Raw genomic sequence first — 26,579 nt, forward strand, 5'->3', positions numbered from 1 at the left:
GCTGCTTCGCCTAGCCGTTGACAGCTGATCGAAGGTCGCGTTGGCTGAGGGCCAGCATCTTCCCCGCTTGGACGTGAGGCCACATGCCGTTGATCTCCCATTCCCCCGAGGCCGGGGTCTGGCTGCTCATCACCCCGCGCACGTCGTACGCCCTGTGCATCGACGAGACCGGTGCGCCCGGCCATGTCGCGTGGGGACCCAGGCTGTCCCTGGCGGAGGCGCTTGAGCTCGCCGTTCCACTGGGGGAGGCGCACAGCAGTTTTGAGGGGCGACGTGCGGTGGGCGAGGAACTGCCGGCGGACGACGGACTCCACTACGGGCCGCCGTCGCTCCAGGTACGCCACGCCGACGGCACCCGCGGATTCGAATGGTGCCTGGACGGCCACGAGGTGCTCCGGCCGTCACCCGGCGCGGAGGAACTTGTCCTGCGGTTCCGCGACCGTCTGTACCCGCTCCAGGTGGCGCTGCACTACCGGGTACGCGAGGACACCGACGTCATCGAGCGCCGGACCGTGCTGCGCAACGCGGGCGGCGACCACATCGACCTGCTGCGCGCCGACTCCGCCGCCTGGACGCTCCCGCCGCTGCCCGAGTACCGGCTCAGCCATGTCACCGGCCAGTGGTCGGCGGAGACCCAACTGCGCCGCGAGCCGCTGCCGTACGGGGAGACCGTGCTGACCGGCCGCCGCGGCATCACCGGTCATCACGCCAATCCATGGGTCATGGTGGACGTCGGCGAGGCCGACGAGGAACACGGCCGGGTCTGGAGTGCGGCGCTGGCCTGGAGCGGCAGCTGGCGCGTCACGGTGCAGCGCACACCCGACGGTCTGGCCGGTTTCACCGCTGGCGCCGGACACGAGGGCACGGTCCTGCAGCTCGGTCCGGGCGAGGAGTTCGAGACGCCGGTGTGTGCCGGGCTGTTCACCGACGGCGGGTTCGGTGCCACGACCCGGGCCTGGCACGCGTACATACGCGCCCATGTGCTGCCGCGCGCCGACGAGTTGGCCCCCGTGCTCTACAACTCCTGGGAGGCGACGGGCTTCGACGTCACCGAGGGCGGCCAGAAGATGCTGGCCAAGCGGGCCGCCGCCCTCGGTGTGGAACTGTTCGTCGTCGACGACGGCTGGTTCGGCGCCCGCCGCAGCGACCGCACGGGCCTCGGCGACTGGACGCCGGCCCGCGACCGGTTTCCCGACGGACTCGGCCCGTTGGCCGACCACGTGCACGGGCTCGGCATGCGGTTCGGGCTCTGGGTCGAGCCGGAGATGGTCAATCCGGACAGCGATCTGTACCGCGAACACCCCGACTGGGTGCTGCACCTGCCAGGCCGGCCGCGCACCGAGATGCGCAACCAGCTCGTCCTCGACTTCTCCCGCCGGGAGATCGCGGACTGGGCGTACGACTGGCTCACCCGGCTGGTCGCCGACCACGGCGTCGACTTCCTGAAGTGGGACATGAACCGCGCCTTCGGCGAGGCGGGCCGGCCCGGGGATCCGGGCGGCGGCGACGCGCTGTGGACGCGGTACGTGACGAACCTGTACGGCGTCCTGGACCGGCTACGCGCCGACCATCCGCGGCTGCGCATCGAGACGTGCAGCGGCGGTGGCGGCCGGGTCGACCTGGGCATCCTCGCCCGCACGGACCAGGCGTGGACGTCCGACAACACCGATGCCGAGGACCGGCTGGCGATCCAGCACGGCTTCGCGCAGATCTACCCGGCGTGCTCGATGTCCGCGTGGGTGACGGACGTGCCGAACCGGCTCACCGGCCGTTCCCTACCGCTGTCGTTCCGCTTCCACGTGGCGATGTCCGGCCTGCTCGGCATCGGCGGCGACCTCTCCCGCTGGACGAAGGAGGAGATCACCGAGGCCGCCGAACTGGTGGCCACGTACAAGCGCGTACGTCATCTGGTCCAGCAGGGCGCCCTCCACCGGCTGCGCGGGCCGGCGGGGGAGGGGCCGACCGTCGTGCAGTACGTCGCCGAGGGCGGCGACGAGGTGCTGGTCCTGGCATGGCAGCGCGGCCCGCGTCACGGTGCTCCGCGCCAACCGGTGCGCCTGCGCGGCCTGCTCCCGGGCGCCCGCTACCGCGACACCCGCACCGGAACGGTCCACCACGCGACGGTCCTCACCGACTACGGCCTGCACTTGAACCTGCCGCTCGGCGACTGGGCCAGCAAGGCGCTGCACCTGGTGCGCCTCCCGCCGCATGGCGAGGGCCGGTGAGTTCCCGGACTCGTCCAAGTCCACCGGGTGCGTTTTCTATATGATCCTGCATGTGTAGACCGTCCTGGTTGCCGGGATCGCAATCCGGGACTTCCCTGCCCATTCAGGCAAGTTGAGACATGCAGAGCGTTTGTTGAGGCGCATCGCCGATCCGGTCCCGTACGGCCCTTGACGCGGGTCGAGGCGCTCCTCGAGCATCACGGCAGGAAATCCTATTTGATTTGAGTGGGGCATCACCATGAGCCGTCGCAGAACCGCCATGACAGCCGCCATCACCCTCGTACTCCTGGCCGCCGCCTCGTCGGCCTGTACCATCAAGAACTCCGACGAGCGGGTCGCCGCCGACGCCGCCTCCGGACAGGCCGGCGGCGGAACGGCCGAGCTGGCCGACGGCTCCGGGGTCAGGGTCGCGCTCGTCCCGGGCGGCGCCCACCCCTACTTCCAGCCCTGGAAGCAGGCCGGGCAGCAGGCGAAGAAGACGCTCGGGCTGGGCGACGTCACCTTCGACGAGACCGCCGAGTGGGACCAGCAGAAGCAGAACAACCTGGTCTCGACGCTTGCCGCCCGCGGTTACAACGCCTTCGGCATCTTCGGAGTCTCCTCGACCGACATCAACACCACCTTCGCCGACCTCAAGTTCCAGGGCTTCGCCGTGGCGTCCCTGGCCTCCTGCCCGGCCGGCGACACCAACGAGGCGGACTTCTGCCTCTCCACGGACGTCGAACTTGCCGCGTACAAGGCCGCGAAGGCCGCCATAAAGCCATCGGCGGCAAGGGTGCCCTCGTCCATCTGACCGGCAACAACGTGGACGCCAACACGCAACTGCGCAAGCGGGGTGTGGAGAAGGCGGTGGAGACCGGCGGCAAGGTCACGCTGCTGCAGACCATCACCGACATCGACAAGGACCTCCAGACCGCACAGAAGGCCGTGTCCGACCTGCTCGCCGCCAAGGGCGCCCGGATCGCGGGCATCGTCTCCACCGCCTACAACCCGGCGGTGGCCGCCGCCGAGGCCGTGCGGGAGTCCGGCTCCAAGGCCAAGGTCGTGGCCATCGACGACGACGCCAAGATCCTCTCGTCGATCGAGAACGGCTCCGTCAGCGCCACCGTCGTGCAGAACCCGGTCGGCCAGGCCGAGATCGGGGCCTGGGTGCTCGCCCTGCTGCAGACCAAGCAGTGCGCCATGAAGGAACCCGGCAAGATCGTCGACTCCGGCTCCTTCGTCGTCACGAAGGGCAACATCTCCGACTACGACGACGCGCGCAAGGCCAAGACCGCAGCGCTGAAGAAGCAGTTCGCCGACGAGTTCCTCTCCTGCGCCTGACCGCCAGGTCCCTGACAGAGAAAGGCGGCCCGCGCATGCCTCTCATCACCCACGCAACCGCCCTGCTGGCCGACATAGCCGTGGAGACCGACCGCACCGACGCCGTGCAGTCGTTCGTCAAGCAGGAGACCCTCCTCGTCACCATCACCACGGCCGACGGCCTGGGGGGAACCGGCTACGCCTACACGATCGGCACCGGCGGAAGTTCGGTCCTCGCGCTGCTCCGGGAGCACCTGCTGCCCCTTCTCACCGGCAAGGACGCCCGCAACGTCGAAGGCCTCTGGCAGTCCCTGTTCGCCCACACCCGCGCCACCACCACCGGCGCCATCACCTCACTGGCGCTCGCCGCCGTGGACACCGCCCTGTGGGACCTGCGCTGCAAACGGGCAGGCGAACCGCTGTGGCGGCTGGCGGGCGGACACCGCCAGGAGATGCCCGTCTACGACACCGAGGGCGGCTGGTTCCACCTCGGCACCGAGGACCTGGTCAAGTCCGCGCTCGCGGCGAAAGACGCCGGATTCTCCGGGGTCAAGATCAAGGTGGGCAAGCCGCACGTCGCCGAGGACGCCGAGCGGCTGTGCGCCGTCCGCGCGGGGGTCGGCTCCAGGCTGCACATCATGACGGACGCCAACCAGTCCCAGTCGCTGTCCTCCGCATTGCAGCTCGCCGCCGCCCTCGAACCGTACGGGCCGTGCTGGCTGGAAGAACCTTTGCCCGCCGACGACATCGGCGGTCATGCCCGGCTGGCCCGCTCCACCCGCATCCCGATCGCCGTAGGTGAATCCCTGTACTCGCCCCTGCAGTTCCGCAGTTACCTGGAGACCGGCGGCGCCTCCATCGTGCAGGTGGACGTCGCCCGGATCGGCGGCATCACCCCGTGGCTGAAGGTCGCCCACCTCGCGGAGACCTTCAACGTCCGGGTCTGCCCGCACTTCCTGATGGAACTGCACGTCAGCCTGGTCGCTGCGGTGCCCAACGGCGCGTTCGTCGAGTACATCCCGCAGCTGCGCGCCGTCACCCGCACCGAGATGGTCGTGCGCGACGGCCACGCCGTGGCGCCGGACGAGCCCGGCATCGGCATCGACTGGGACCTGGACGCCATCGACGACCGGAGGGTCGCATGAAGACGGCCCTCACACCCGCCGACAGCGAGACCGACCGCCCCACCGACGGGGCCCGCCTGGCCCACCGGCTGCCCTTCTGGGTCAACCAGCGGCTCGGACTCCTCGTACTCGTCGTCGCGCTCGGCGCACTGTTCGGCGTGCTGCGCCCCGCCTTCTTCGACGAACGGCTGGTGCTCTTCCCGCTCCTGAGGGACATCTCGACGCTCACCGTGGTGGCACTGGCCCAGATGGTCGTGCTGTCCATCGGGCACATGAACCTCGCCGTCGGACGCATGGCCGCCTTCGGCGCCCTCTTCGCCGGCTTCGGCTACGACCGGCTCGGACTGCCGCTGCCCCTCGGCCTCGTCCTGTGCCTCGTCGCGGGCTGCGCCATCGGGGCGCTCACCGGCTGGATCATCGCCCGCACCGGTGTGAACTCGTTCGTCGTGACACTGGCCATGGACTTCGCCCTGCTGGGTCTGGTGTCCCTGCTCTACTCGGCCCTCACCGAGAACGCCGCGTTCACCACGCGGCCGGACGGCCTGGCGGAGCTGCGTACCTACTCGCTCGCGGACATCTGCGTCGGCCCCGTCTGCGGCTCACCCGCCATCCCACAGCTGGCCCAGTTCACCGTGCTCGCCCTGGCCGGCCTCGGCTTCCTCTACGCCCGCACCCGCATCGGCCGGGAACTGCTGCTGACCGGCGCCAACCCCGCCGCCGCCGAATTGTCGGGCATCCCCACCGGACGCCGGATCATCCTGGCCCACGCGCTGTCCGGACTGCTCGCCGCCCTCGCCGGCTTCATGGCCGCCGTCGGCACCGGCACGTTCCGCGCGTCCATCGGCGACGACTTCATGCTCCCCTCGTTCCTCGGCGCCGTCCTCGGCGGCACCCTCCTCACCGGCGGCGTCGTCTCCGTCATCGGCGCACTGCTCGGCACAGCCCTGGTCGGCGTCATCCGCAAGGGGCTCGACCTGCTCGGCGTCGGCCTGGAAAGTCTCAACATCTACCTCGGCTGCGTACTCCTCCTGGCCCTGTCCGCGGACCGGGTGCGCGCCGTCGTGTCCTATCGCAAGGTGGTGCGCTCCACATGACGACGCTCCGCGACCGGATGCGGCGCTTCAGCCGGTCCACCACGATGACCCTGCTGTGCGTGGTCGCCGCCGGCTACGTGGGCCTCGGCATCGCCTCGTCCGGTTCCTTCTTCGAGGGGTCCTCGCTGCGCACGTTCCTCCAGTACCTCGCCACGCCCATCCTCATCGGCCTGGCCCAGATGGTGGCCCTTGCGTCGGGCAGCTCAATCTCGCCGTCGGCGCGCTGGGCGGGTTCACCGCCTGCCTGATGGGCGTGTTGATGGCCGACCACGGGGTTCCCGCCGGCCTCGCCGTCCTGACCGGCGTCCTCACCGCCACCCTGATCGGCCTGCTCACCGGCGTGTTCATCGTTGCCACCCGCATCAACGGCTTCATCGTCACCCTCGGCACGATGACGATCCTGCTCGGGGCGCAGTACCGGCTCGCCGGCACCCGCACGATCGACGGATACTCGGCGACCCTGCGCGACTTCGGCCACTTGGCGCCACTCAGCATCCCCCTCGTCTTCGTCACCGCGCTCGCGCTGCTCGCCGCCTTCATGTACCGCACCATCGCCGGTCGGCGTCTGCTGGCCGCCGGCGGCAACCCGCTCGCGGCCCGGCTGTCGGGCATCTCCACCGACCGGCAGATCGTGCTCGCCCACACCCTGTCCGGGCTGCTCGTCGGCATCGCGGCACTCATCGCGACCGCCTCGCTGCCCGGCGTCAACCGCAGCGTCGGCGGAGACTGGCTGCTGCCCAGCTTCGCGGCTCCCATCATCGGCGGCGTCGCGCTCACCGGCGGCTCGGTCGCCGTGCTCGGCACCGTGCTCGCCGCCTTCGTGATGCGGCTCATCGACACCTCGCGGGCCCAGTTCTCCCTCGACCCGAGCTGGGTGAACTTCCTCATCGGCCTGGTCGTCCTCGGCACGGTCGTCGGCGGCCGCATCCACCAGACCCACCTCGAGAAGAAGGGCAAGGCACCTCACCGCACACCGCCCGCGCCGTCGGCCGGTGCCCTGCCGACCACGGGAGGCGCCCGATGACCGACGACGTCCTGCTGGCCTGCGAGAACATCGTCAAGGTCTTCCCCGGCGTACGCGCCCTCGACGGCGTGGGCCTGACCCTGACCGCCGGGTCCGTGCACGCGCTGCTGGGGGAGAACGGCGCGGGCAAGTCCACGCTGATCAAGGTGATCACCGGCGTGCACCCGCCCGACGGCGGCAGACTGCTCCGGCGCGGCGAGGAGATCCACCCGCGCTCCCCGCTGGAGGCCACCCGGGCCGGCATCGGCGTGGTCCACCAGGAGCGCAACCTGATCCCCGGCTTCTCCGTGGCCGAGAACATCACGCTCCAGAGCCCGCCCGCCCGTCGGGGATTGGTGGACCGGGAGGCGATGACCGAACCCGCCGTGCGCTGCCTGGCCGAACTCGGCCTGGACCTCGACCCGCAGCGCCCGGTGCGCGAAATGTCCGTGGCACAGCAGCAGTTGGTCGAGATGGCAAAGGCTCTCTACACGGAGAGCGAGGTACTGCTGCTCGACGAGCCCACCGCCTCGCTCTCCCCGCAGGAGGCGGAACGCCTCTTCGACGTCGTCCGCCGGCTCAAGGAGCGCGGCACCTGCGTGGTGTTCGTCAGCCACAAGCTGGAGGAGATCTTCGCGATCTGCGACACCGTCACCGTCCTGAGCGACGGCCGGTCGGTGCTTCAGTCGGCGCCCCCCGCCGAGTACGCCCAGGACGACGTGGTCACCCTCATGGTCGGCCGGGCCCACTCGGTGACCGACATGACGCCGCGCGCATTCGACACCTCCGCGGAACCAGCCCTGTCCCTGTCGGGACTGTGCACCGCGGCCGGACACCAGGACGTCTCGCTCGACGTCCGGCCCGGCGAGATCGTTGGCCTGTACGGCCTGGTCGGCGCCGGCCGCAGCGAACTGGTCAAGGCCGTCCTCGGCCTCGAACGGGTGACGGCCGGCGAGATCCGGGTGTACGGCGAGCCGGTGCGGATCAGCTCCCCGCGCGAGGCCCTGCACACCTACGGCATCGGCTATCTGACCGAGAACCGCAAGGAGGAAGGGGTCTTCCTGGAGCAGCCCATCGTCCGGAACGTCACCGTGACGGTGTGGAACAGACTCGGCCGGTTCCTCGGCGACATTTCCGCACGCCGGGAGAGGGAGGTCGCGCAGGACCTCGTCGACCGTCTCGGCATCCGCGTCTCCGGGTTGCGGCAGAACGCCGGTGAACTGTCCGGGGGCAACCAGCAGAAGGTGAGTCTGGCGAAGTGGCTCGCGGCCGACACCCGGCTGCTGGTCGTCGACGAACCGACCGTCGGGGTGGACGTACGCACCAAGCACGCCTTCCACGAGCTGATCTGGGAGCTGGCCCGCGGCGGCCTGCCGATCCTGCTCATCAGCAGCGATCTGACGGAGATGGTCACCCTCGCCGACCGGGTGGTGGTCATGGCCGACCACCGTGTCCGCGGCGAGCTGGACAACGACCACGACTACGACCGCATGAGCGGGAAGATCATCCGGATCATCCACGACCGTGCCGTGTCGGCAGTATCGGCTGTGGCCGAGAAGGGCGCCGCCTCGTGAAGCGGGTCGCCCAGGTCATCCACGTCCTCCCCGACAAGGTGGATGAGTACCGGGAGCTGCACCGGCGCGTCCCCGGCCCGGTCCTCGACCGGCTGCGCCGCTCCCACATCGCCAACTACTCGATCCACATCCTCGGTGACCGGCTCTTCGCCTACTTCGAGTACCACGGCGACGACCTCGCGTCCGACCTCGCCGCGATCGCCGAGGACCCGGCCACCCAGCGATGGTGGCGGCTCACCGCACCCTGCCAGCGGCCCGTCGCAGAAGCCCGGCCCGGTGGGTGGTGGGCCGACTTGGAACAGGTCTTCCTCATGGAGTAGACCCCTCGCCCCATGATCCGTCCGCGCCGCCCCTGGCCACCACGCGGTATGAGCCCGTCCCCGTGACGGCAAGGACCTCACCGCGCGTGCGGGAGCTGCTGCCCGCTGGTGTGCCGATCCCGAGAGGAAGCCGCTCGTGAGCATTGTCGATGCCCATCACCACCTGTGGGATCTCGCCGTACGCGACCAGGAGTGGATCCAAGGGCCCGACCTGGTCCCGTTGCGCCGCTCCTTCGTCATGGCAGACCTGGAGGCCGAGACCCGGGCTGCCGGGGTCACGGCCACCGTCGTTGTGGAGACGGTCAACGTCGCCGAGGAGACGCCCGAGTTGCTGGCTGTCGCCGAAGCCAGTGACACGCTCGGGGCGGTCGTGGGCTGGACCGACCTCACGGCCCCGCACGTCGCCTACGCCCTGCAGGCACTGCGGTCCCTGCCGGGCGGCGGACTTCTGCGCGGCATCCGCCACCAGGTCCAGGCGGAGCCCGCCCCGACTGGCTGACCCGGCCGGACGTCCTGCGCGGCTTGCGCGCGGTCGCCGCGGCCGGGCTCGTCTACGACCTGGTCGTCCTGCCGCACCAACTGCCCGCGGCGGCGCGGGCGGCCGCCGCCGTGCCCGCACTCACCTTCGTCCTGGACCACCTCGGCAAGCCGCCGATCGTCTGCGGGCGGCGCGAGCCATGGGCGGCGCGGCTGCGGGAGCTGGCCGCCCTGCCGAACACGGTGTGCAAACTCTCCGGCATGGTGACCGAGGCGGACCGGACGTCGTGGACGGTCGACGACCTCCGACCGTACGCGGACACCGTGATCGACGCCTTCGGTCCCGGGCGCCTGATGTTCGGCTCGGACTGGCCGGTGTGCACCATGGCCGCGACCTATGGAGAGGTCGTGCGCTCCGCCCAGGTCCTCACCGCTGCCCTGACTCCGGACGAGCAGGCTGAGGTGTGGGAGGGCACCGCTCGCCGCGTCTACGGACTGAGCGACTGACCGAACCGGGTCATTCCCCCTCGAACCGGGTCAGCTGGCGCTCCAGGCTGCGTGTGAGGTGCTCGGCCATCGCCTCGGCCGCCCGATCGGGTCGACGGCGCAGAATCGCCCGCACCACGCGCTCGTGTTCGTTCAGGGTGGGGTCGCCCGCGTCCTGGATGCTGCTGAGGCGGAAGATGTGCAGATGCGAGTGGAGCCGCTCCACCGCGTCCGCGAGCAGCGGCCGGTGTGCGGCGTCCGCGACGGTGTCGTGGAACCGCTGGTCCAGTGCGGCGAAGTCGCGGTAGCAGGGGTACGGACCGCCGGGGCCGGGGTGGGCCTGCATGGCCTCCAGCGTCGCCTCGATGGCGTCGAGCTGACTCTCGTCGGCGTTACGGGCGGCGAGGGCCGCGGCGCGCGGCTCCAGGAGCAGCCGCATCTCGAACAGCTCCTCCACGCCCTGACGCGTCAGCAACTCGGTCGCACGGTATCCGGACAGGGATCGCTTGACGACGAGGCCGTCGCTCTCGAGCCGGGCCAGCGCCTCGCGTACGGGCGTCGGCGAGACGTCGAGGGAACGAGCCAGCGCCTCGATGCCGACCCGCGCCCCCGGGGCGATCTCGTGGTCCATGATCTTGGCCTTGATGTCCTCGTAGACACTGTCGGACAGGACTTGCCGGACCGGCGCGGTGGGCGGCTCACTCGCCCCAGCCGCATTGGCGGGGGCGGACGGGTCCTGTGCCGGCATCCGTGTCTCCCTGCCTTCGGTGTGCTGCGTCCACCAGCAGTTTAAGGGCTGGAAGGCCCCCGCGGGCGAGTGCCTGTGGGGGCCTCCCTGACGCTTCGTCACATTATGTGGGAGGCGTCAGGCGTACGGATCGAAGGGGATTCCGTCCGGACTCGCGTAGTCGAGGGCCCCACTGGAAATCACCGTCAGCGATCTTGATGGTGGCGGAGCCGAAGTCGGCGCTCATGAGCTTGTCACGGTATCCGGCCGGGTAGCCGTCCCGGCCGACGAGACGCGGGTAAAACCAGTTGCCGGTGGCGTTCTCCGCCGGCTCGTCGTTGCTGCCCGCGAAGCGGAAGCAGTGACTCGAGATGCCGTCCTTGTGGTAGACGATCTTCGGGTGGGTGCCGTCGAAGCGGGTCGCCGAGCGGGCGGCCGTCTGGTAGGTGTTGTGCTGGGGCACCGACACGTACCGGACCTCGTTGTTGTTGATCCATACGATGACGTGTTCCCAGTCGTGCGTGTGGCCGAGTGCCGCCGGGCCGACGGTGATCTGATCCTTCTCGAAGTAGCTGGCGTACATCACGGCACACCAGCCGTTGTTGCACTTGGTACGCGAGTAGGTGTTGGCGTTGGCCGGCTGGGCGTAGTCATGGCACTTGCCGTTGACGTCACCGCCGAGCTTGAGGCCGGGGTGATGGTGCCGTCGGCGCCGATGGCGGCGGTGGCGTAGCAGCCGTCGCCGTCGTAGTCGTAGGCGGGGGAGAAGGTCTGGTCCATGCCGGGGGCGTTCTGCGGCAGCGGGGTCAGGACGTTCGCGTGGGCAGTCGCCGGGACTGCCACGCCGAGCGTCATCGCGCCGACCGCGCCGAGGAGGATTTTGGCGAGCGATCTCAACGTGCCGATCTGGACTCCTTGTTGGGTGTGGCTGTCGTCAGCAGTAGAGGTTGCCGCCCGGGGAGACGCCGAGGATCGAGCGGTTCACCTGCAGGGTCTGGCTGAGGTGGTAGACGGCCGGGGTGACGAGGAGGTTCTTGCCCGCCGCCAGGGCCGCGTTGATGTCCGCGGCGGTCGCGCCCGGCTTCACGATGTAGAAGATGTCCAGGGACAGCGAGCTGCCGGACGCAGGTCGAGCCCTCCCGGCCGTGGCCGACCTTCAGGCGCTGCAGCCAGCCGCCTGGCTCGAGGACGGTTTCGTAGACGGCCCGGAGCGTCGTGCGGGAGATACCCGCTTCCTCCGCGGTCTGCCGCTCGCTGGCGTGGTGCAGGGGCCCGCCGGCGATCTCAGCGAAGGTCAGATGCGCCCGCAGCACCCGCAACGCGGTACGCCCCCGCTCTCCGCGCCAAAGCGTCGTCTCGATCCTGTCGCGCAACGCCGCGAGCACCTCATGCGCATGCTGGCGCGACTCCAGAACCGCCGTGCTGGCGACCACCCTGCTCGACGAGTGGGCCTACCACCGGCCCTACACCTCAGACGCCGAACGGCAGGCAGCGTTTCCCCACTGGCTGGACTGGCTACAACTACCACCGACCCCACACCGGCATCGGCGGCCACGTCCCCGCTAGCCGCGTCACCAATCTGTCCGAACAGCACAGCTAGGGCCCAGTGGGGCATCCGGCTTCAGCCGGTCGACGGAAGACCGCCGTTGCGGCTCACTGGCACGGCGACGCCGCGGATTTGCTCACAGACCGAGCGAAGGCCACACCGGCCGGCCGGGCCGGACTGCTGCCCACTCCGCGTCCCGGAGTGAGCAAGACGGCCCCGAGCGCGGCTCACGCATGCGGCAGGCCCCGGTCCCCGTTCTCGCCATCCCCGCCCCCGAGTCGTTCGTCGCGGATCTCGGCCCATCGCAACGCACTGCGGATGCTGTCCGCGATGCTGTGCCGAGGCTCCCAGCCCAGCAGCCGCTTGGCCCGGTCGCTGCGGGTGAACGCACCGGCCGCGTCGCCGGGGCGGGGACCTGTCTCCACCACGGCGACCGGTGGGGTGACCACGCTGTTGAAGGCGTCCGCGAGTTCCCGGACGGTGGTGCCGGTCCCGGTGCCCAGGTTGATCACGGTGGACCGCGTGGGCCCGTGCAGGATGTCGTCGAAGCGCCGCAGCGCCGCCACGTGAGCGGCTGCCAGGTCCCAGACATGGATGTAGTCGCGGATGCCCGAACCGTCGCGCGTGGGCCAGTCCGTGCCCGTGATCCTGAACGGCTCCCCCGCGGTGTGCGCCTCGATGAGCTTGCCCACCGCATGGCTGGGACGCCGCAGCTGCAAGCCCGTGCGGTACTCGGGATCCGCGCCGACCGGGTTGAAGTAGCGCAGGGACAGCACCCGGATCGGCTGGGTGGCGGCGATGTCGGCGAACATGCCCTCGCACACCGCCTTGGTCCGCGCGTAGGGGCTCAACGGTTCGATCGGGGACTCTTCCGTGACGCTGAAGTCCTCACCGGCGGCGTAGATCGAACCGGAGGAGGAGAAGAGCAGCCTCCCGCATCCGTTCCGCAGCAGGTGGCCGACGAACTCCAGGCTCTTGGACACGTTCGCGCGGTAGTAGCCCACCGGGTCCGCGACCGAGTCGGGCACGATGATCAGAGCCGCGCAGTGGACGACGGCTGCGATGTCCGGGTGCTCGGCGAACACCCGGTCGACCAGGGCGCCGTCGGCGATGTCGCCCTCGTAGAAGGCGCGCCCCTCGGTGAACTCCCTGCGGCCCGTCACCAGGCTGTCCAGCACGATGGGGGTGATTCCCGCGTCCAGGCAGGCGGAGCCGACGGTGCTGCCGATGTAACCGGCCCCGCCGGAGATCAGTACTTTCACTCGGACGGCCTCTCTGCCGTGGATGTCCGCACGTTCACTTCGCTGCGCTGGGCACCCAGGCGCTCAGCGGGACGAAGGCACCGAGGTCCGCCACGCCGGTGCCCGCGTCCACGCGGTACGGGCCGCCCAGACAGTCGTCGGCCGGGAAGAGGGCCGCGCTCGCGGAGTGGGTGTTGACGGCGGACTCGACCCGTCCCGCCCAGCCGTGGTCGACCAGGCTGACGCAGGTGCCGCTGCCGGTCAGGGAGGAGAGGGTCAGACGATCACCTCCGAAGTTCTGCTCGGAGTACAGGCACAGCGTGCCGGACGGGCAGTCGGCTGTCCCGGCGGCGTGGGCCGTGGCGGGGATCAGAGCGGCGAGGGCGAGCACGACCGCCGAGACGGCGCCGGCGGCCGGCCACCGCCTGCGCGTGGGTCGTGCCGACGCACGGTCGTCCGCGGCAGGCTTGTTCATCTCGTGGAGTCCTTTCGTAGCTGAGACGGTTCGTGGATGAGACGGTCACTGCTCGTCGTTGCTGACGATGACGACTTTGGCTCCCCGGTAGCCGTGGCCGCCCACGCCGATGAGTTCCAGAGCCCGCTCGTGTTCGTCGAGCGGGACGCGGTGGGTGACGATGCGCTCCAGCGGCAGGTGTTTGGCCAGCGCGAGGGCGCGGGGGAAGGACGGCGCGTTGTAGTCGCCCGCGCCGACGACGCGCAGACCGCGACGGAGGATGTCCAGCGGCTCGACGGTGACGCGGGCCCGGTCGTCGAAGCCCATGATCACGACGGTGCCCGCGGTGTCCACCAGCCGCAGCGCCGTGTCGAGCAGGCTGCCCACCGTGTCGATGACCGTGCGGGCTCGGGGCGCCGACACGGCCGCGTCCGGATCGGTAACGGTGAGCGGCGTCGACGCCGGCAGATCGTGAAGGATCTTGGTCGCCAGCTCGCGCCGGAAGGGGTCCGTCTCCACGAGTACGACGCCGCTGCCGAGGTGGAGCGCCGCCATCGCGGTGACGAGTCCGATGGGGCCGGCGCCCAGGACCGTCACCCGCTCGCCGGGGACGATCGACGCCGCGTCGAGGTTGTTGAGCACGCAGGCCAGCGGTTCCACGACCACCGCGCGGTCCCAGGTCATGCCGTCCGGCAGCCGGTGCACGAACCGCTCGGGCAGCACGATGTAGTCGGCGAAGGACCCGTCGCGGTCCAGGCCGACCTCGGTGCCCGCCTTGTTCACACAGTGGTTGAACCGTGCCGCGGCGCACTGCGGGCAGGCCGAGCAGTAGAGCGTGGGGTTGATGACGACCCGGTCGCCCGGCGCCAGCCGGCTCGCCGATCCGACCTGGTCGACCAGACCGACGGCCTCGTGTCCCATGACCACGCCGGTCTCCGCCGGGAACTTGCCGGTCAGCACCCCGCGGTCGGTGCCGCAGATACCGGTCTGCACCACACGGACGCGTACGTCGTCGGGCCCGGTCAGCTGGGGGTCGGGCCGCTCGGTCCGGACGAGTGTGCCGTTCGCGGCGAGCGTGAGCGCGCGCATGAATACTCCCTGTGGGTTCGGATCTCACCAGCGGATCGTGTCGAGCAGACGGGCGTGCAGCTCCGGGGTGGAGGCGGCTACGCACGAGCGCTGGTTGAGGGGGGACAGGTCGAGCAGGTCCGTTTCCTCCAGGCCCGCGCCGTAGGCGTCGGTGATCACCACGCCGGCCCGGCGGGCCAGGACCACGGCGGCCGCGATGTCGTATGGGAAGAGGTGGAGGACCTTGCCGCCGCCGACCCGGCGGAAGTCGGCCTCCGTCTCGGGCCGGTCCCGCAGGACGCGGTTGCCGATGTCGACGTAGGCGTCGAGCTGGCCGGTGAGGATGCGGCTGATCGAGTAGGAGGCGCTGTTGAAGACGAAGACGCCGCCGGTGTTGGCGGAGGCGTCGACCAGGTGGGCGTAGGCGTCCGACATGAGCGCCATAGGGTGACCGTTGAACTCCAGCGACCAGAACATGCGCCGGGGGTCCGCAGTGGTGCTCAGGGCCGGGACCGGCGCGGCGAAGCCCTCGGCCTCGACACCGTCGGTTTCGGGGCCGGCGTACATCCAGGCGCCCGACTTGAGTTCCATCAGCAGGGCGTGTGTGACGTCGCCGATGGTGGGGTCCGGTTTGTCCAGTGGGGCGACCGCGATGGAGATCATCGCCATCTCCAGGCCCGCTGAGGCCGGCCGTGTGCCGTCGATGGGGTCGATGACGAGCAGGTGGCGCGGATCGTCCCCGGTGTCCCGGCGGTGGTTGTCCTCGGTCTGCACGGCGAGCGGGACGGGCGCATGGGCCATCAGGTACTTCCATACGGCGGCCTCGGCGACCTCGTCGATGTCGAATTGCGCGTCACCTCCCGGGGAGACGCCCAGCACGCGCCGGGACAGCTGGGCCGGGCCTGCGGCGCGCAGACTGCCGCGGATCTCCTTGGCCGCGCCGATCAGCAGGTCTTTCACGAAAGGACCTCCGTGAGTAGCGCGTCGAGTCGGTCGCACATGAGGTCGGCCTCCTGGAGGGTCATGGTGAGCGGGGGCCTGATCTTGAAGACGTTGCCGAAGCCGTAGCGGGAGGTCCGGATGATCAGGCCGTGGTCCATCGCCCGTTGCGCCACGGTGTTGGTCAGCTCCACGGCGGGTGCTCCGGCGTCGTCCACCATCTCGACGCCGATCATGAGTCCGACCCCGCGCACATCGCCGATCTGGGGGAACCTGCTCTGCAGGGCGTGCAGACGCTGGACGACGAACTCGCCGACGGCGGTGACGTTGTCGAGGAAGCCGGGGCGGCCGATGACCTCCAGGGTGACGTTGGCCGCGGCGGCGGCCATGACGTTGGCCCCGTAGGTGAAGGAGTGGTGGTGGGCGTCCAGGCCGGCCAGACGCTCGTTGGTGAGGATCGCCGCCACCTGGGCGCCGGACCCGCCGAGTCCCTTGGCCACGGTGATGGCGTCCGGTTCGACGCCGAAGTACTCGGCGGCGAACATGTGGCCGGTACGGCCGATGCCGGTCTGTATCTCGTCGAAGATCAGCACGATTCCGCGTTCGTCGCAGAAGGCGCGCAGCTGCGGGAAGTAGTCCGGCGGCGGCACGATGTTGCCGCCGTTCCCGGAGATCGGCTCGACCATCACCGCGGCGATCTGGCCGGTGCTGGCGTACTCGATGAAGTCGTCGATCCGGTCGACGCACATCATCCCGCAACTCGCCGGGTTCTGGCCGTAGAAGCAGCGGAAGCAGTACGGGTCGGGAACCTGCAGACCGCCGGGCAGCAGGGAGGGGAAGGGCGCCTTGCGGAAGGCGTTGCCGGACAGGGACGCCATCATCATCGACTGGCCGAGGTGGCTGCGGAACAGGGTGATGACGTCCCGCTTCCCGGTCGCCGCCTGGGCCATCTTGATCGCGCCCTCGTTCGCGGCGGAGCCGCTGGAGACCTTGAGGTGCACCTTGGTCAGGTTCGCCGGCGAGACGGAGACCAGGCGGTCGACGAGCTCGTTGACCGGTTCGCTCTGGAAGCTCGAGGTGACGTGGACCAGTTGCTCGGCCTGTTTCTGGATCGCCGCCACGACTTCGGGGTGGCCGTAGCCGAGGCTCAGGTTGAACGTGGCTGCCGCGCAGTCAATGTAGTCGCGGCCCTGGGAGTCGTAGAGGTAGACGCCCTCTCCGCGCGTCATCTTGTGCTCGGAGACGGGGTAGTACATGCCGTCCGGCACCCGGTGGTCGGCCGTGGTCATTTTTCTCCCGGTGGTTCGTTCCGGTGATGTCCCGCAGGTGACAGAGCGTCGGAGTGCGCTGCCGCGACGGGCTGCGCCCGCATGGATCTGGCCGCGGCGGCGCGCCGGACCAGGGGGCCGCTCAGTGCGACCGTGGCGGCGAGGAGGAGCGGGATCAACAGGGCGGTCGACAGGTCGGTCATGTCCGCCAGCCAGCCCACGAGCGGCGGGCCGGCGAGGAATCCGAAGTAGCCCAGCGTCGCGGCCCGGGCGAGCGCCGCCCCGGACTGGTCGGCGCTGAGGTTGCCGACGGCGGTGAAGATCTGCGGTACGACGGTCGACACGCCCGCACCGGCCAGCAGCCAGCCCACCAGGATCGGCGCCAGGTGACCGGACCAGACGACCAGCGCGAGGCCCGCGCAGGCCGTGGCGCCGCCCCAGCGGACGACCGCGACCGATCCGTACCGGGCGACGACGCGGTCGCCCAGCGCCCGGCCCGTGGTCATGGCTCCGGCGAAGGCGGCGTAGGCGAGGGCCGCCACACCGGTGTCCGCGTCCACTGTCTCCTGGAGGTGCACCCCGCCCCAGTCCGCGGCGGCCCCCTCGACGACCATACTGCTGAAGGCGACGCAGCCCAGGAGCGTGGCGAGCAGCGGCAGCCGGCCCGTGGCGCCCTGCCCCGTTTCGTCCTCGTCGTCCGTGGCCACGGTCTTCGGCAGTAGCCCGCCGCTGATCGCCCAGGCCGCCGAGGCGAGCACCGCGGCCGCCACCGGCAGCGAGATCTCGCGGGGGACGTCCAGGCTCAGCAGCAGGGCGCCGACTCCGGCGCCCGCGACTCCGCCGACGCTGAAGACGGCGTGGAAGGCGGACATGATGGGCCGCTCGTAGTGCCGTTCGACCTCGACGGCTTGCCCGTTCATGGAGACGTCCATCAAGCCGCTGGCGGCGCCGAGCAGAGCGAGCGCGACGGCCAGCCACGGCAGCGAAGGGGCAAAAGCCGGCCCCACCAGGGTCAGCGGGAGCAGGACACCGCTGACCCTGGTCACGGCGGCCGACCCCACGCGGTCGATCAGCCGGCCGGCGACCTGCATGGCGGCCAGCGCTCCACCGGCGACGACCAGCAGCGCCGCGCCCAATTGCAGGGGGCTGAGGTCCAGGTCCCGCTTGATGTCGGGGACATGGGCCACCCACAGGGCGAGCGCCGTGCCGTTGATGCCGAAGTATCCGAAGACCGCGGCGCGGGCCGCCGTGCGTCTTGGTTCCATTCAGGTGCCTCCTGTGTCGTGGGTGCCGGCTGCCCGCGGCGTTGTCAGAGGGGCCGGGCGGCGGTTCGGCCGGACCGGGCGATCGGCCGGCGAGCCACCGCCGGTGTGTTGCTCATCTGCGCTTCTTCAGCAGGGGAACGAGGTCTGGCCACGGCTTGTAGTCCGCGTAGTCACTGCCGCAGGGGTGCAGCGCGAGTTCCTCGGCGGTGACGTCGATGCGACCGCCGTTGGCCTCGAGGTGGCGGAGCATCCGGCGTGACTCGTCGACGGTGTCCGGATAGGTCAGGTGCCAGTCGCCGGAGGAGTACGCCTTCTCCCGCTGGATGAGCCGCGGCAGGACCGAGTCGTTCCACTTGAAGTGGTGCACCTGTGGGAAGGCCTCCTCCGCAGGCATGGGCCGCCCCGCGTCCGCCCCGTGCTGGCCCAGGTGCAGGGGCACGCTGCCGCGGGCGAGCGTCACCTTCGACGACCCCGCTCCCGGCACGCGCAGGGTCAGCAGTCCGGCCAGCGGGTACTGCTCCCAGATCGACACGTCCGGCTGCAACGCCGGCAGACTGCCGTCGGCGGCCACCCGGTCCAGCAGGGCGCCCTTGACGTAGTCGTACCCGCCGGCCTCGCAGGCGGCGATGACGTCGGTCAGCGGCCGGTCGTACACATGGAACTCGTCGAGGTCCGCGACGACCCACCAGTCGGCCGGGTGCCGCCGCATCTGGGCCCGGATCAGATACGCGTTCAGGTCCTCGTCCCACGGGCCCTGGTGCACGGCGGCGAAGGAGAACCCGTGCCGTGCCACGACCTCTTGCGACCGCTGGAAGTCCGGGTCGTCGAACGACTCGATGTGCCGGGCGATGTGGAAGGACTCGACCCCCAGGTCGCGGTAGTGCGTGATGGCGGCATCCAGCAGGCCGGTGTCGGCGCCGACGACCGACACGAAGCGAATCGTCACGTCAGGTCTCTCCCGTCTTCCTCTGTACGGCTCTCGATGCTGTCTGTCGAAGGGGCGTACCGAAGCGCTGCGCCCGGGGCGCGTCTGCGGCCGTCGTCCGCGCCGCGCGCAGCCCTGCGGCACAGCAGGAGCACGGCGGCGAGCGCGCAGAGCCCGGCGCAGATCCAGAACACGTCGCGGTATCCGGCCTGCGCGGCGACCACCCCGGTGACGGCTCCCGCCAGCAGCTGGGCGACGGGGAAGGTGGACGAGTAGAGCGCGGACACGGAGCCGGTGCCGCCGGGCACCTCCTGCTGCACCACCACCATCGGGATACTCGTCACCACCGCGGTCCACATGGCGTTCGGCAGCTGGAGGGCGATCAGCACGGGTGCCGAGCCGGCCACGGGCAGCAGGCAGAAGAAGACCACGGCGAGGACCACGGCAGCGGCCACGACGCGCAGCTTTCCGACGCGGTCGGCCACCCGGCCCACCGCGATCATCAGCGGGATCTCCAGTGCCGCGCAGACCCCGGCCATCACGCCGACCAGGGCCGCCGACAGGTGCAGGTCCTTGGTGACGTACAAGGCGATGGCGATGAGGTATATCTGGTCCGCCACGTTGACCGCCGTGACGGCGCCGAGCAGCAGCCAGGTGCGGCGCGGCACGACGGCGAGGGCTCGGCGCATCCCGGACAGGCGGCGTTCACCCCTGTCGCCGGCGTCGTCGTCGGCCACCGGTCCGGGCGGCGCGGGCACGGCCGGCAGGAGCCAGCGGCCGAGCAGCGCGGTCAGCAGGAGCAGACACGCGACGCTCGTGTACAGGAGCCCGAAACCCGTGTGGGCCAGTAGGAAGAGGCCGGTCGGCGGGCCGACCACCCACCCGGCGGAGAAGACCGACCGGACCGCGGAACTGAACGGGGTCACCTCCCGGCCGGTGGACTCGGCGAACTCTTTGACATATGCGAACAGCTGGGAGATGTAGGCGTCGTTCAGGCTGAGCAGGACCGCCCCGGTGGCGAACACCACCGCGTAGTTGCGTACGGCGGTGAACGCCAGCGCACCGGCGACCCCGGCCAGCGCGGTCGCGGCCAGGGCGGCCCTTCTGTCGGTCACCCGGTCGGACAGCCATCCCGTGACGAGGTTGATGCCGACGGCGGCCACGGCGCAGCCGGTGAAGTACAGGCCGATCAGTCCCGGCCCCGCATGGACCGCGTCCGCGAGGAACAGGCTGGTGGTGGTGCCGAACACCGACATCGCCACGGCGTAGCATCCCGCGGCGACGCCCAGTGACGTCGCCGTCCGGCTGAACGGGCGCGACCCGGGCGGACCGTCCGCACGTCCGGGTCGGGCGAAACGGGCGAGCTTCACATCGCTCCTCTATGTGCCAAGGTGTCCTCGCCAGCGTTCCTGGTGCGTCGCGAGCCATGTCCCCACCGATGCCGCCGACTCGAAGACCGCGAGGCGGGCTTCGGAGGGAGTTCCTATGACGACACCGGCACCGACGGACGCGAGCATCGGAATGTCGTTGGACCGGTCCCCGAAGGCCACCGCGGCGGCCGGCGCGATGCCCGCCTCGTAGAGGATCCGCCGCACCGCGTGCCCCTTGGAGGCGCGGGGCGACAGTACTTCGACCGGTCCGCCCTCCTCCGGTAGACAGGAGTACGTGACGGTCGCGTCGAAGCCCAGCGCTTCGGCGGTCCGGGCCAGCCGTCCGGCGTCGAGGTCAGTGCTGCGGCAGAGCAGTTTGGTGATGGGGAGGCTGCCACCGGTCAGGTCCGGGATGTCCGCGCAGACCGAGTCCGCTCCCGTGTCCGTGGCCGGCCACCAGGCGTACCCTGGCTCGAAGCCGAAGGCCGATTCGAACTCCGTCGCGAAGCTGACCTTCGGATCGGCCGCGCGGAGCGCCTCGGCGAAGTCCCTGACCCATCGCCCGTCCAGCGGAGCGAGGACGCGTGTTCCGCCCTCGACGACTTCGGAGGCCCCGTTGGAGGTGACGACTTCGCGGGACAGCTCGGTGACGGCCCGCGGCAGGTCGTCGAGACAGCGCGAGGGGCGTCCCGTGACGAAGACCAGACGCACTCCGCACGTGGTCGCCTCGCGCAGCATGCCGATGTCCTCGTCGAGGACGCGGTTGCCCGGGCGTACGAGGGTTCCGTCGAGGTCGCAGAAGAGGATCCTGATCACCGCGCCCCCCGCAGGCCCCGTACCGCGATGCCCCGGCTCGCCAGCACGACGAGGTTTCTGACCGCCGCGTAGCCGCCCGCGCCGGCTTCGCCGCGCCGCACCCCTCTCCAGGCCACGGTGCTCGCCTTCTTCAGCTCATGTCTCAGGGACATCCGGGGCAGCACGTCTAGCGCTTCGCCGTGAGCCTGGCCCACGCCGTAGGCCCACACGCTTCTCAGGTCGTCGCGCAGGCTGAGGGGCTTGTGCCAGATGACGGCTTCGGGGACCAGCCGGACCGGTAACGCGGCCTTGCGGCGGCGCAGCTCGAAGTCACGGTCCTCGCGCCACTTCATGGCTGTGTCGAAGTGGTAGCCCCCCATGTTCTCCACGATGTTCGTGCGGTACAGGAGCGGCGGGCTGTACGCGTTGACCTTCTTGGTCACCAGCGGGTCCTCGGTCAGCCGCCGCGCCGCGGCGACCAGGCGGGTGCCGTGTCCCCGGGTCTCGAACCGCACCCGTCCCTTCACCAGCCCGCCGGACGCCGCCGCCAGCATCGCCGTGATCGCTCCAGGCTCAAAGACGCAGTCGGAGTCCATGAGGAGCACGAGGGGGGTGTCCACCAGCGCGATCGCCCTGTTGTACGCCAGGCCTATCCCGCGTTCCGAGGTGCTCAGCACGGTGACGTGCGGTGCCGCCTTGGCGTAGGTCTGGAGTCCTTCGAGGAACCAGTCCGGCGATCCGTTCGTGGAGACGACGACCGGGCAGGTGACGTCGATGGAGGCCAGGCAGCGGTAGATGAGGGGGTCGTCGCACACGGGGACGACGATGGTCAGGTCGCGCGAGGCGTCGGCGTTCCCGGTGGTCAAGGCGACCTCCTCGGACGGCTCACGGCTGCTTCGAATCGCTGGACCACCGCCTCGGGATCGATGGCCGTCACCAGGTGGTGCGTCCCCTCTCCTCGCCGGAAGCGGATCGTGCCGCGGTCGGGCAGACCGGTGGCCACGGAGATCACTCCTGTCTCCTGCTTGTACGGCAGGCTCGCGTCCGCCAGGAGGGCGGCGGCCACGACGTCCCAGATGGGTTCGCGGTCCTTGTTCTCGCCCCGCGGCGACTCGCATTCGAGCTTGTCCAGGGCGGCACCCAGGGGTGTGCCGGTGCGCCGGATGCGCTCCACCGCCGCCGGCAGCAGCCGGGGGGCTTCCATCACCTCCAGCGGAACCATCACCACGGCCTTCCAGCGCGCCGCCAGGCACGCCTGCAGGGCTTCGGGGTCGGCGAACGTGTTGAATTCGGCGTGCTCGGTCACGTTTCCGCCGCCGAGGGATCCTCCGGAGATCCACAGGCGGTGCCGCGCCGGCACCGAGGGATCGACCAGCCGCAGTGCCCGGGCGATGTTCGTGGTGGGGCCGAGGGCGAGCACATCCGTCCCGTGGGAGCGCGTCAGAGCCGTGGCCAGTGCGTCGGGAGCGGGCCCGTCCTCGGCGCCGGTGTCCCAGAAACGCGTGTTGTCCGCGCTCAGCGACGCGAGATAGGTCGACGCCGGCAGGGCGGCGAGGACCGCGCGCACCTGTTCCCGGAACGGCTCGTGCCACCACAGGGGTCTCTCGCATCCGCGGACGACATCGATGTCGAGGGAGTGGGCACGGGCCAGCGTCCGAGCGTGTCCCGCCGAGGAGACCGCGGAGGCGTTCCCGAAGACGGTGGTGATGAGGCGGGGAACGAGTCCCAGGGCGAAGAGATGGCAGAGCGCGAGAGCGTCGTCGTTGATGCCGAGGGTGTCGGTGTCGACGATCACATCGCGTTCGGTGTCTTCCTCAGAGATCAACAGGGGCTCCCAAGCTCATCCAGTACCGGAGTGCTTGCGCGTAGCCGCGCCCTTCGCTTTCGAGAACTGCTACGGCATCTTCCGGTCGCAGCACCTGTACGGCGGCCACCTGCTCGGCGCCCGCGGGGTTCGTGGGCGGACCCACCAACTCGCCCTTGACCGCACCCCACAGCCACGCCTTCAGCGGAAAAGGGGCGTACGGCTTGTACGGGATCCGGTGATAGGAAACACCGCTGTGCGCCGCGAACCAATGGGGCCGCCCCTTCATCAGGAACCCCGCTTCTTCGGTGAGTTCGCGGCTCAGACAGTCGTCCACGGACTCGCCCTCTTCCCGGGTGCCGCCCGGAAGAAAGGGCGTGCCGTCGGAAAGGCTGCACACCACGACACCGTCGTCGACCACAGCAATGGCCCGTACGCTCTGCACCACTTGGTCCGGGGGGCGCCGGCCGGTGAACCGGACGATTGTCTGGGCCCACGCCCAGTCCTCCAGGTGTTCCCTCATGCCGGGTCCCGCACGCGAGCCGCCTCAGCGAGGAATTTGAGAGTGGTCCGGTACGTCACGAAGGACTCCGCGTACGGGACTCCTATGGCCGCGCCCTGGACGGCATCGGCTCGTTCGATACCGCTCAGCGACCGCAGATGCGGTTCCGGCTTGGTCTGGTACTGATAACACTCGATCGCGGCCTGCTTCTGACCGTAGTGCGCGGTGATGTCGAGAGAGCATGTCGCCTGCTCCAAGTGGGAACTCCAGGTGTCCTCGGGGCACTGATAGCCCAGGATCACGGAGGGCGTGTGATGCCCGGTTCCCCGGTTCCTGCACGCGGCGAACGCGGCTTGATGAGCCACTTGGTGGTCCTGGTGGAAAGCGCCCCGCGCCGGCAGCAGAACGAGTTGTGGCCGCACCCGGTCGATCGAGAGGGGAGAGGCGGACTCGATCGTCTCGACGAGTCGCGCGGTGCTCGTGTGCAGCGTGTCCCGGTGGTCGCCGTCCTCGATCATCACGTGGTAATCGCTCACGCCCAGCTTGCTGCAGGCGAGCGCGAATTCCTTTCCTCTGTCGGCTGCAATGCGCGCCGCCGACGGGCCACCCGTGTTGATGGTGTGCTGCACGATGAGCTGTACGTAGACGTTCATGCCCGAGGCCGCCAAGGTGGCGATGGTGCCACCGCAGCCGAACGTTTCGTCGTCGGGATGTGGTGCGATGACGAGCACGCTCCCACGGCTCATTTCTGGAGTTCCCCCGTTCACGGTTCCTCGGGTGCGGCTGGTGCACCCGTTTCCGGTCCGGCCTGGAGCGTCACATAGCCGGGAACCCGCACGAGCGTCGTCGTGCCGGACGTGCGTGTTCCGTACAGCCCGGCCGGCAGGCTTCGCTCCCCGGTGGTCAGCAGGGTCAGATACTGTTCGACCAGATGGGTCGTGCCCCAGAACGCCGCCGCGCAGCCGCCCCCGAACCGCACGTTGACCTCGGTGAAGACGACACCGTCCGGCTGAAGGAATCCCTGCACGCAGGAGGGGCCGACCACCTGCAGCTCCTGCACCAGATCGGCGATGAGCCGTTCGAGCGAGGCGTCGTGGAAGGTCTCGGTGACCGTCGACATGCCCGAGCGTGTCCGTAGCCGCCGCCGGGGCACGACGAGCGGCAGGTCCGAGCCCGTGTACAGGCAGTCGGCGGAGAATTCCTGCCCCGTCAACACCTCCTGGAGCAATCCGTCCGGGTTGCGGGACAGCCAGGCATCGAGTTCTTGCCGGGAAGAGCAGATCATGGAGTCCGCTCCGCCGCTTCCCGCGCGCTTTTTGGCGAAGACGCCGGTGGCCGGGAAATCGGACTCCAGGTCGTCGACCGCATAGGAGACCGGCGTACGGAACCGGGAGTCCCGGGCCAGATGGTTCGCGAACTCCGCTTTGTCCGAGCAGATACGCACAGTTCCCGGCGACGGTATCCACTGTGACAGACCCAGTTCGGCCAGGGCGGCCAGGTGGCCCGCGGCGTACCGCACCTCGGCGTCCGTGTTGAAACTGACGCAGGTGGCTCCGAAGTTCCTCGCTGCTTTCGCGAGGGTATCGAGGTAGGCAACGCCTTCCGAGGCCGGCGGGAGCAGCTGTGCCTGAGGGGAGTTGGCCAGCAGGGCCGGGCAGAGGGGATCGGCGTCGGCCCACAGGACGTCGTAACCGAACTGCTCCGCCTGCAGTGCCACCGCGTAGCCGGACGCGCCGCCGGTTCCCGTAACGACCAACCGTTTCACGTCAATCCCACTCTCCTCGTGCCACGATTTCCCGGACGCGCTTCCCGAACGTCGGGTCGGCACCCTCGTACGGATTGGCGATGACGGTTCCCTCGTCGAGGAAATGGGTCATCCCCCGGCCCATCTTGCGGCCCGCTTCGGTGTGGATGTCGAGTGCGTAGTCCGGTATGACGGGGTTGCGGAGACGCTTGTTCATCGTGTGACGCGACCACATGCAGATCTCGTCCGTGGTCTCGTCCTTGGGGATACCGACCAAGTAGCGGACGGCCTGGACGAGGAAAAGCCAGCGCTCGCCGGTGCCTCGTTGCATGCGCATTCCCACACGGTGCAGGGACTCGACGATGAGTGTCTGCTGAAACGTCCCGTCATTACAGTCCGACGCGGAGATCACCATCAGCCGCGTCCATAGGTGTGCTTCCAATTCCGGGCTGGTCTCGTACATCTCCCGGGCGATGAGAAGCGCTTCTTCCAGATTGCCCCGGCGGATGTATTTCTGCAGGGCCGATATCAGCTCATCGCACCGGAAACCGCGCACGCTCGTGACGTCTGCCCAGGGATCTCTCGTCGACGGCGGAAGAGACATGTTCCTCCTCGTATTCGGACACGTGTCAAGGCCCGTTCGATCTGGCGTACTTCCCCTACCGGGGGAGGGCTTCCGGTTGCCGCGGCGAAGCTCCTCTCTCTCGCCGCGGCCTCAAACGTAGATCGTTACGCCAGGGAACGGCAGCAACTTTCTCGCTGCATCGAACGGGGTGGATATGATCAGATTCGCCCCCCAATCGGTGATTGCGGCCGGGGTGGTGGCCGGCTACTCACCTCGCGCGGGGCGAGCTCGACGGTGGGAGTCCCCGCAGCTCAGCGCGCCGCTGAGACCGGTCTACCTTTTTCACGTGTTAAGAAAAGTCGTGCATCGTCGCGAGTGGCTGGTTTTCCTTCTTGCTTCGGCGTCCGGGCGCAGCGCCCCCACCCTCACTGGCAGCTCCCCGCTCAACTCACGGAGCACATGCGGCAGATACTGGGCGGCCCGCCCGGCACAGCAGTGAGGGGACCATCCGATGACATACGCGACCGCACCTGACGGGACCCGTATCGCCTACCAACTGGCAAGGCGAGGGACCGACGTGGTCCTGTTGGCCGGCCAGGCCAACGACCACCCCTGGTGAGACCGTCAGTGCCGACTTCCACCCCGCCCGCAGCACCCTCACTCTCGGCTACCGCGGCACCGGCGACAGCGGCAAGCCCGACACCCCGCACAGCACCGAACTGGTCGCCCAGGACGTCGTCGCCGTCCTGGGCGACCGCGGC

The 26,579-nt window shown here is 69.8% G+C and carries 22 protein-coding genes and 5 pseudogenes; 9 read left to right on the forward strand and 18 right to left on the reverse strand.

Features of this window, described 5'->3' with window-relative positions; all coding sequences use genetic code 11:
* Positions 1–83: 83 nt before the first annotated feature.
* The 8 genes and pseudogenes from ACIP4Y_RS12840 (at position 84) to ACIP4Y_RS12875 (ending at position 9,626) form a co-directional block, all read left to right on the forward strand.
* On the forward strand, positions 84–2,225 hold the full coding sequence (locus tag ACIP4Y_RS12840; protein ID WP_401391636.1) for an alpha-galactosidase: 2,142 nt from the start codon (positions 84–86) through the stop codon (positions 2,223–2,225).
* Between the two features lie 238 nt (positions 2,226–2,463).
* Positions 2,464–3,548, forward strand: a pseudogene (locus ACIP4Y_RS12845) (sugar ABC transporter substrate-binding protein).
* Positions 3,549–3,583: 35 nt separating this feature from the next.
* A complete protein-coding gene (locus ACIP4Y_RS12850) occupies positions 3,584–4,672 on the forward strand; it encodes a mandelate racemase/muconate lactonizing enzyme family protein (protein WP_401391639.1) in 1,089 nt (362 codons plus the stop codon).
* Positions 4,669–5,745, forward strand: coding sequence for an ABC transporter permease (locus tag ACIP4Y_RS12855; RefSeq protein WP_401391642.1), 1,077 nt, complete (start codon positions 4,669–4,671; stop codon positions 5,743–5,745). Before ACIP4Y_RS12850 ends, ACIP4Y_RS12855 begins: the two co-directional genes overlap by 4 nt.
* A pseudogene (locus ACIP4Y_RS12860) lies at positions 5,742–6,769 on the forward strand (ABC transporter permease). Before ACIP4Y_RS12855 ends, ACIP4Y_RS12860 begins: the two are co-directional and overlap by 4 nt.
* Positions 6,766–8,322: a sugar ABC transporter ATP-binding protein gene (locus tag ACIP4Y_RS12865; RefSeq protein ID WP_401391644.1), complete on the forward strand. Its 1,557-nt coding sequence runs from the start codon at positions 6,766–6,768 to the stop codon at positions 8,320–8,322. Before ACIP4Y_RS12860 ends, ACIP4Y_RS12865 begins: the two are co-directional and overlap by 4 nt.
* The gene (locus tag ACIP4Y_RS12870) at positions 8,319–8,642 is read left to right on the forward strand and encodes an L-rhamnose mutarotase (protein WP_401391647.1); all 324 of its coding nucleotides are present in this window, start codon (positions 8,319–8,321) and stop codon (positions 8,640–8,642) included. Before ACIP4Y_RS12865 ends, ACIP4Y_RS12870 begins: the two co-directional genes overlap by 4 nt.
* Positions 8,643–8,778: 136 nt before the next feature.
* Positions 8,779–9,626, forward strand: a pseudogene (locus tag ACIP4Y_RS12875) (amidohydrolase family protein).
* A gap of 10 nt (positions 9,627–9,636) precedes the next feature.
* On the opposite strand, the gene ACIP4Y_RS12880 reads toward ACIP4Y_RS12875, so the two are convergent.
* The 3 genes and pseudogenes from ACIP4Y_RS12880 to ACIP4Y_RS12890 form a co-directional block, all read right to left on the reverse strand.
* Positions 9,637–10,353 (reverse strand): GntR family transcriptional regulator, encoded by a 717-nt coding sequence (locus ACIP4Y_RS12880; protein ID WP_401391650.1) that lies wholly within the window; start codon positions 10,351–10,353, stop codon positions 9,637–9,639.
* A gap of 117 nt (positions 10,354–10,470) precedes the next feature.
* Positions 10,471–11,187 (reverse strand): annotated as a pseudogene (locus tag ACIP4Y_RS12885) (NPP1 family protein).
* 79 nt (positions 11,188–11,266) lie between these two features.
* The gene (locus ACIP4Y_RS12890; protein WP_401391653.1) at positions 11,267–11,419 is read right to left on the reverse strand and encodes a hypothetical protein; all 153 of its coding nucleotides are present in this window, start codon (positions 11,417–11,419) and stop codon (positions 11,267–11,269) included.
* 344 nt (positions 11,420–11,763) lie between these two features.
* On the opposite strand from ACIP4Y_RS12890, the pseudogene ACIP4Y_RS12895 reads away from it, so the two are divergent.
* Positions 11,764–11,932 (forward strand): annotated as a pseudogene (locus ACIP4Y_RS12895) (integrase core domain-containing protein); the annotation flags it as partial.
* Between the two features lie 173 nt (positions 11,933–12,105).
* Here ACIP4Y_RS12895 and galE read toward each other — a convergent pair.
* The 15 genes from galE to ACIP4Y_RS12970 form a co-directional block, all read right to left on the reverse strand.
* A complete protein-coding gene (galE, locus tag ACIP4Y_RS12900) occupies positions 12,106–13,140 on the reverse strand; it encodes a UDP-glucose 4-epimerase GalE (RefSeq protein WP_401391655.1) in 1,035 nt (344 codons plus the stop codon).
* 34 nt (positions 13,141–13,174) lie between these two features.
* The gene (locus ACIP4Y_RS12905) at positions 13,175–13,594 is read right to left on the reverse strand and encodes a peptidase inhibitor family I36 protein (protein ID WP_401391658.1); all 420 of its coding nucleotides are present in this window, start codon (positions 13,592–13,594) and stop codon (positions 13,175–13,177) included.
* Between the two features lie 45 nt (positions 13,595–13,639).
* Positions 13,640–14,662: a zinc-binding dehydrogenase gene (locus ACIP4Y_RS12910; protein ID WP_401391661.1), complete on the reverse strand. Its 1,023-nt coding sequence runs from the start codon at positions 14,660–14,662 to the stop codon at positions 13,640–13,642.
* Between the two features lie 24 nt (positions 14,663–14,686).
* The gene (locus ACIP4Y_RS12915) at positions 14,687–15,601 is read right to left on the reverse strand and encodes an inositol monophosphatase family protein (protein WP_401391664.1); all 915 of its coding nucleotides are present in this window, start codon (positions 15,599–15,601) and stop codon (positions 14,687–14,689) included.
* A complete protein-coding gene (locus tag ACIP4Y_RS12920) occupies positions 15,598–16,869 on the reverse strand; it encodes an aspartate aminotransferase family protein (protein WP_401391667.1) in 1,272 nt (423 codons plus the stop codon). The genes ACIP4Y_RS12915 and ACIP4Y_RS12920 overlap by 4 nt, the downstream gene beginning before the upstream one ends.
* Entirely contained in the window at positions 16,866–18,113 is a 1,248-nt protein-coding gene (locus tag ACIP4Y_RS12925) for an MFS transporter (RefSeq protein WP_401391670.1), read from the reverse strand. The genes ACIP4Y_RS12920 and ACIP4Y_RS12925 overlap by 4 nt, the downstream gene beginning before the upstream one ends.
* A 112-nt stretch (positions 18,114–18,225) precedes the next feature.
* A complete protein-coding gene (locus tag ACIP4Y_RS12930; RefSeq protein WP_401391673.1) occupies positions 18,226–19,059 on the reverse strand; it encodes a hypothetical protein in 834 nt (277 codons plus the stop codon).
* A complete protein-coding gene (locus ACIP4Y_RS12935) occupies positions 19,056–20,327 on the reverse strand; it encodes a sugar efflux transporter (protein ID WP_401392517.1) in 1,272 nt (423 codons plus the stop codon). Before ACIP4Y_RS12935 ends, ACIP4Y_RS12930 begins: the two co-directional genes overlap by 4 nt.
* Before the next feature lie 90 nt (positions 20,328–20,417).
* Positions 20,418–21,224: an HAD-IIB family hydrolase gene (locus ACIP4Y_RS12940; protein ID WP_401391676.1), complete on the reverse strand. Its 807-nt coding sequence runs from the start codon at positions 21,222–21,224 to the stop codon at positions 20,418–20,420.
* Positions 21,221–22,069 (reverse strand): glycosyltransferase family 2 protein, encoded by an 849-nt coding sequence (locus tag ACIP4Y_RS12945; protein ID WP_401391679.1) that lies wholly within the window; start codon positions 22,067–22,069, stop codon positions 21,221–21,223. The genes ACIP4Y_RS12940 and ACIP4Y_RS12945 overlap by 4 nt, the downstream gene beginning before the upstream one ends.
* The gene (locus ACIP4Y_RS12950) at positions 22,066–23,028 is read right to left on the reverse strand and encodes a nucleoside hydrolase (protein ID WP_401391682.1); all 963 of its coding nucleotides are present in this window, start codon (positions 23,026–23,028) and stop codon (positions 22,066–22,068) included. Before ACIP4Y_RS12950 ends, ACIP4Y_RS12945 begins: the two co-directional genes overlap by 4 nt.
* Positions 23,018–23,530: an NUDIX domain-containing protein gene (locus ACIP4Y_RS12955; protein WP_401391685.1), complete on the reverse strand. Its 513-nt coding sequence runs from the start codon at positions 23,528–23,530 to the stop codon at positions 23,018–23,020. The genes ACIP4Y_RS12950 and ACIP4Y_RS12955 overlap by 11 nt, the downstream gene beginning before the upstream one ends.
* Positions 23,527–24,240: a PIG-L deacetylase family protein gene (locus ACIP4Y_RS12960; protein ID WP_401391688.1), complete on the reverse strand. Its 714-nt coding sequence runs from the start codon at positions 24,238–24,240 to the stop codon at positions 23,527–23,529. Before ACIP4Y_RS12960 ends, ACIP4Y_RS12955 begins: the two co-directional genes overlap by 4 nt.
* 32 nt (positions 24,241–24,272) lie before the next feature.
* Entirely contained in the window at positions 24,273–25,274 is a 1,002-nt protein-coding gene (locus tag ACIP4Y_RS12965; RefSeq protein ID WP_401391691.1) for an ATP-grasp domain-containing protein, read from the reverse strand.
* Position 25,275: 1 nt separating this feature from the next.
* A complete protein-coding gene (locus ACIP4Y_RS12970) occupies positions 25,276–25,857 on the reverse strand; it encodes a hypothetical protein (RefSeq protein WP_401391693.1) in 582 nt (193 codons plus the stop codon).
* Positions 25,858–26,579: the final 722 nt, after the last annotated feature.

Origin of the sequence: Streptomyces sp. NPDC088810, from assembly GCF_044750305.1 — a bacterium.
Classification (GTDB): Bacteria; Actinomycetota; Actinomycetes; order Streptomycetales; family Streptomycetaceae; genus Streptomyces.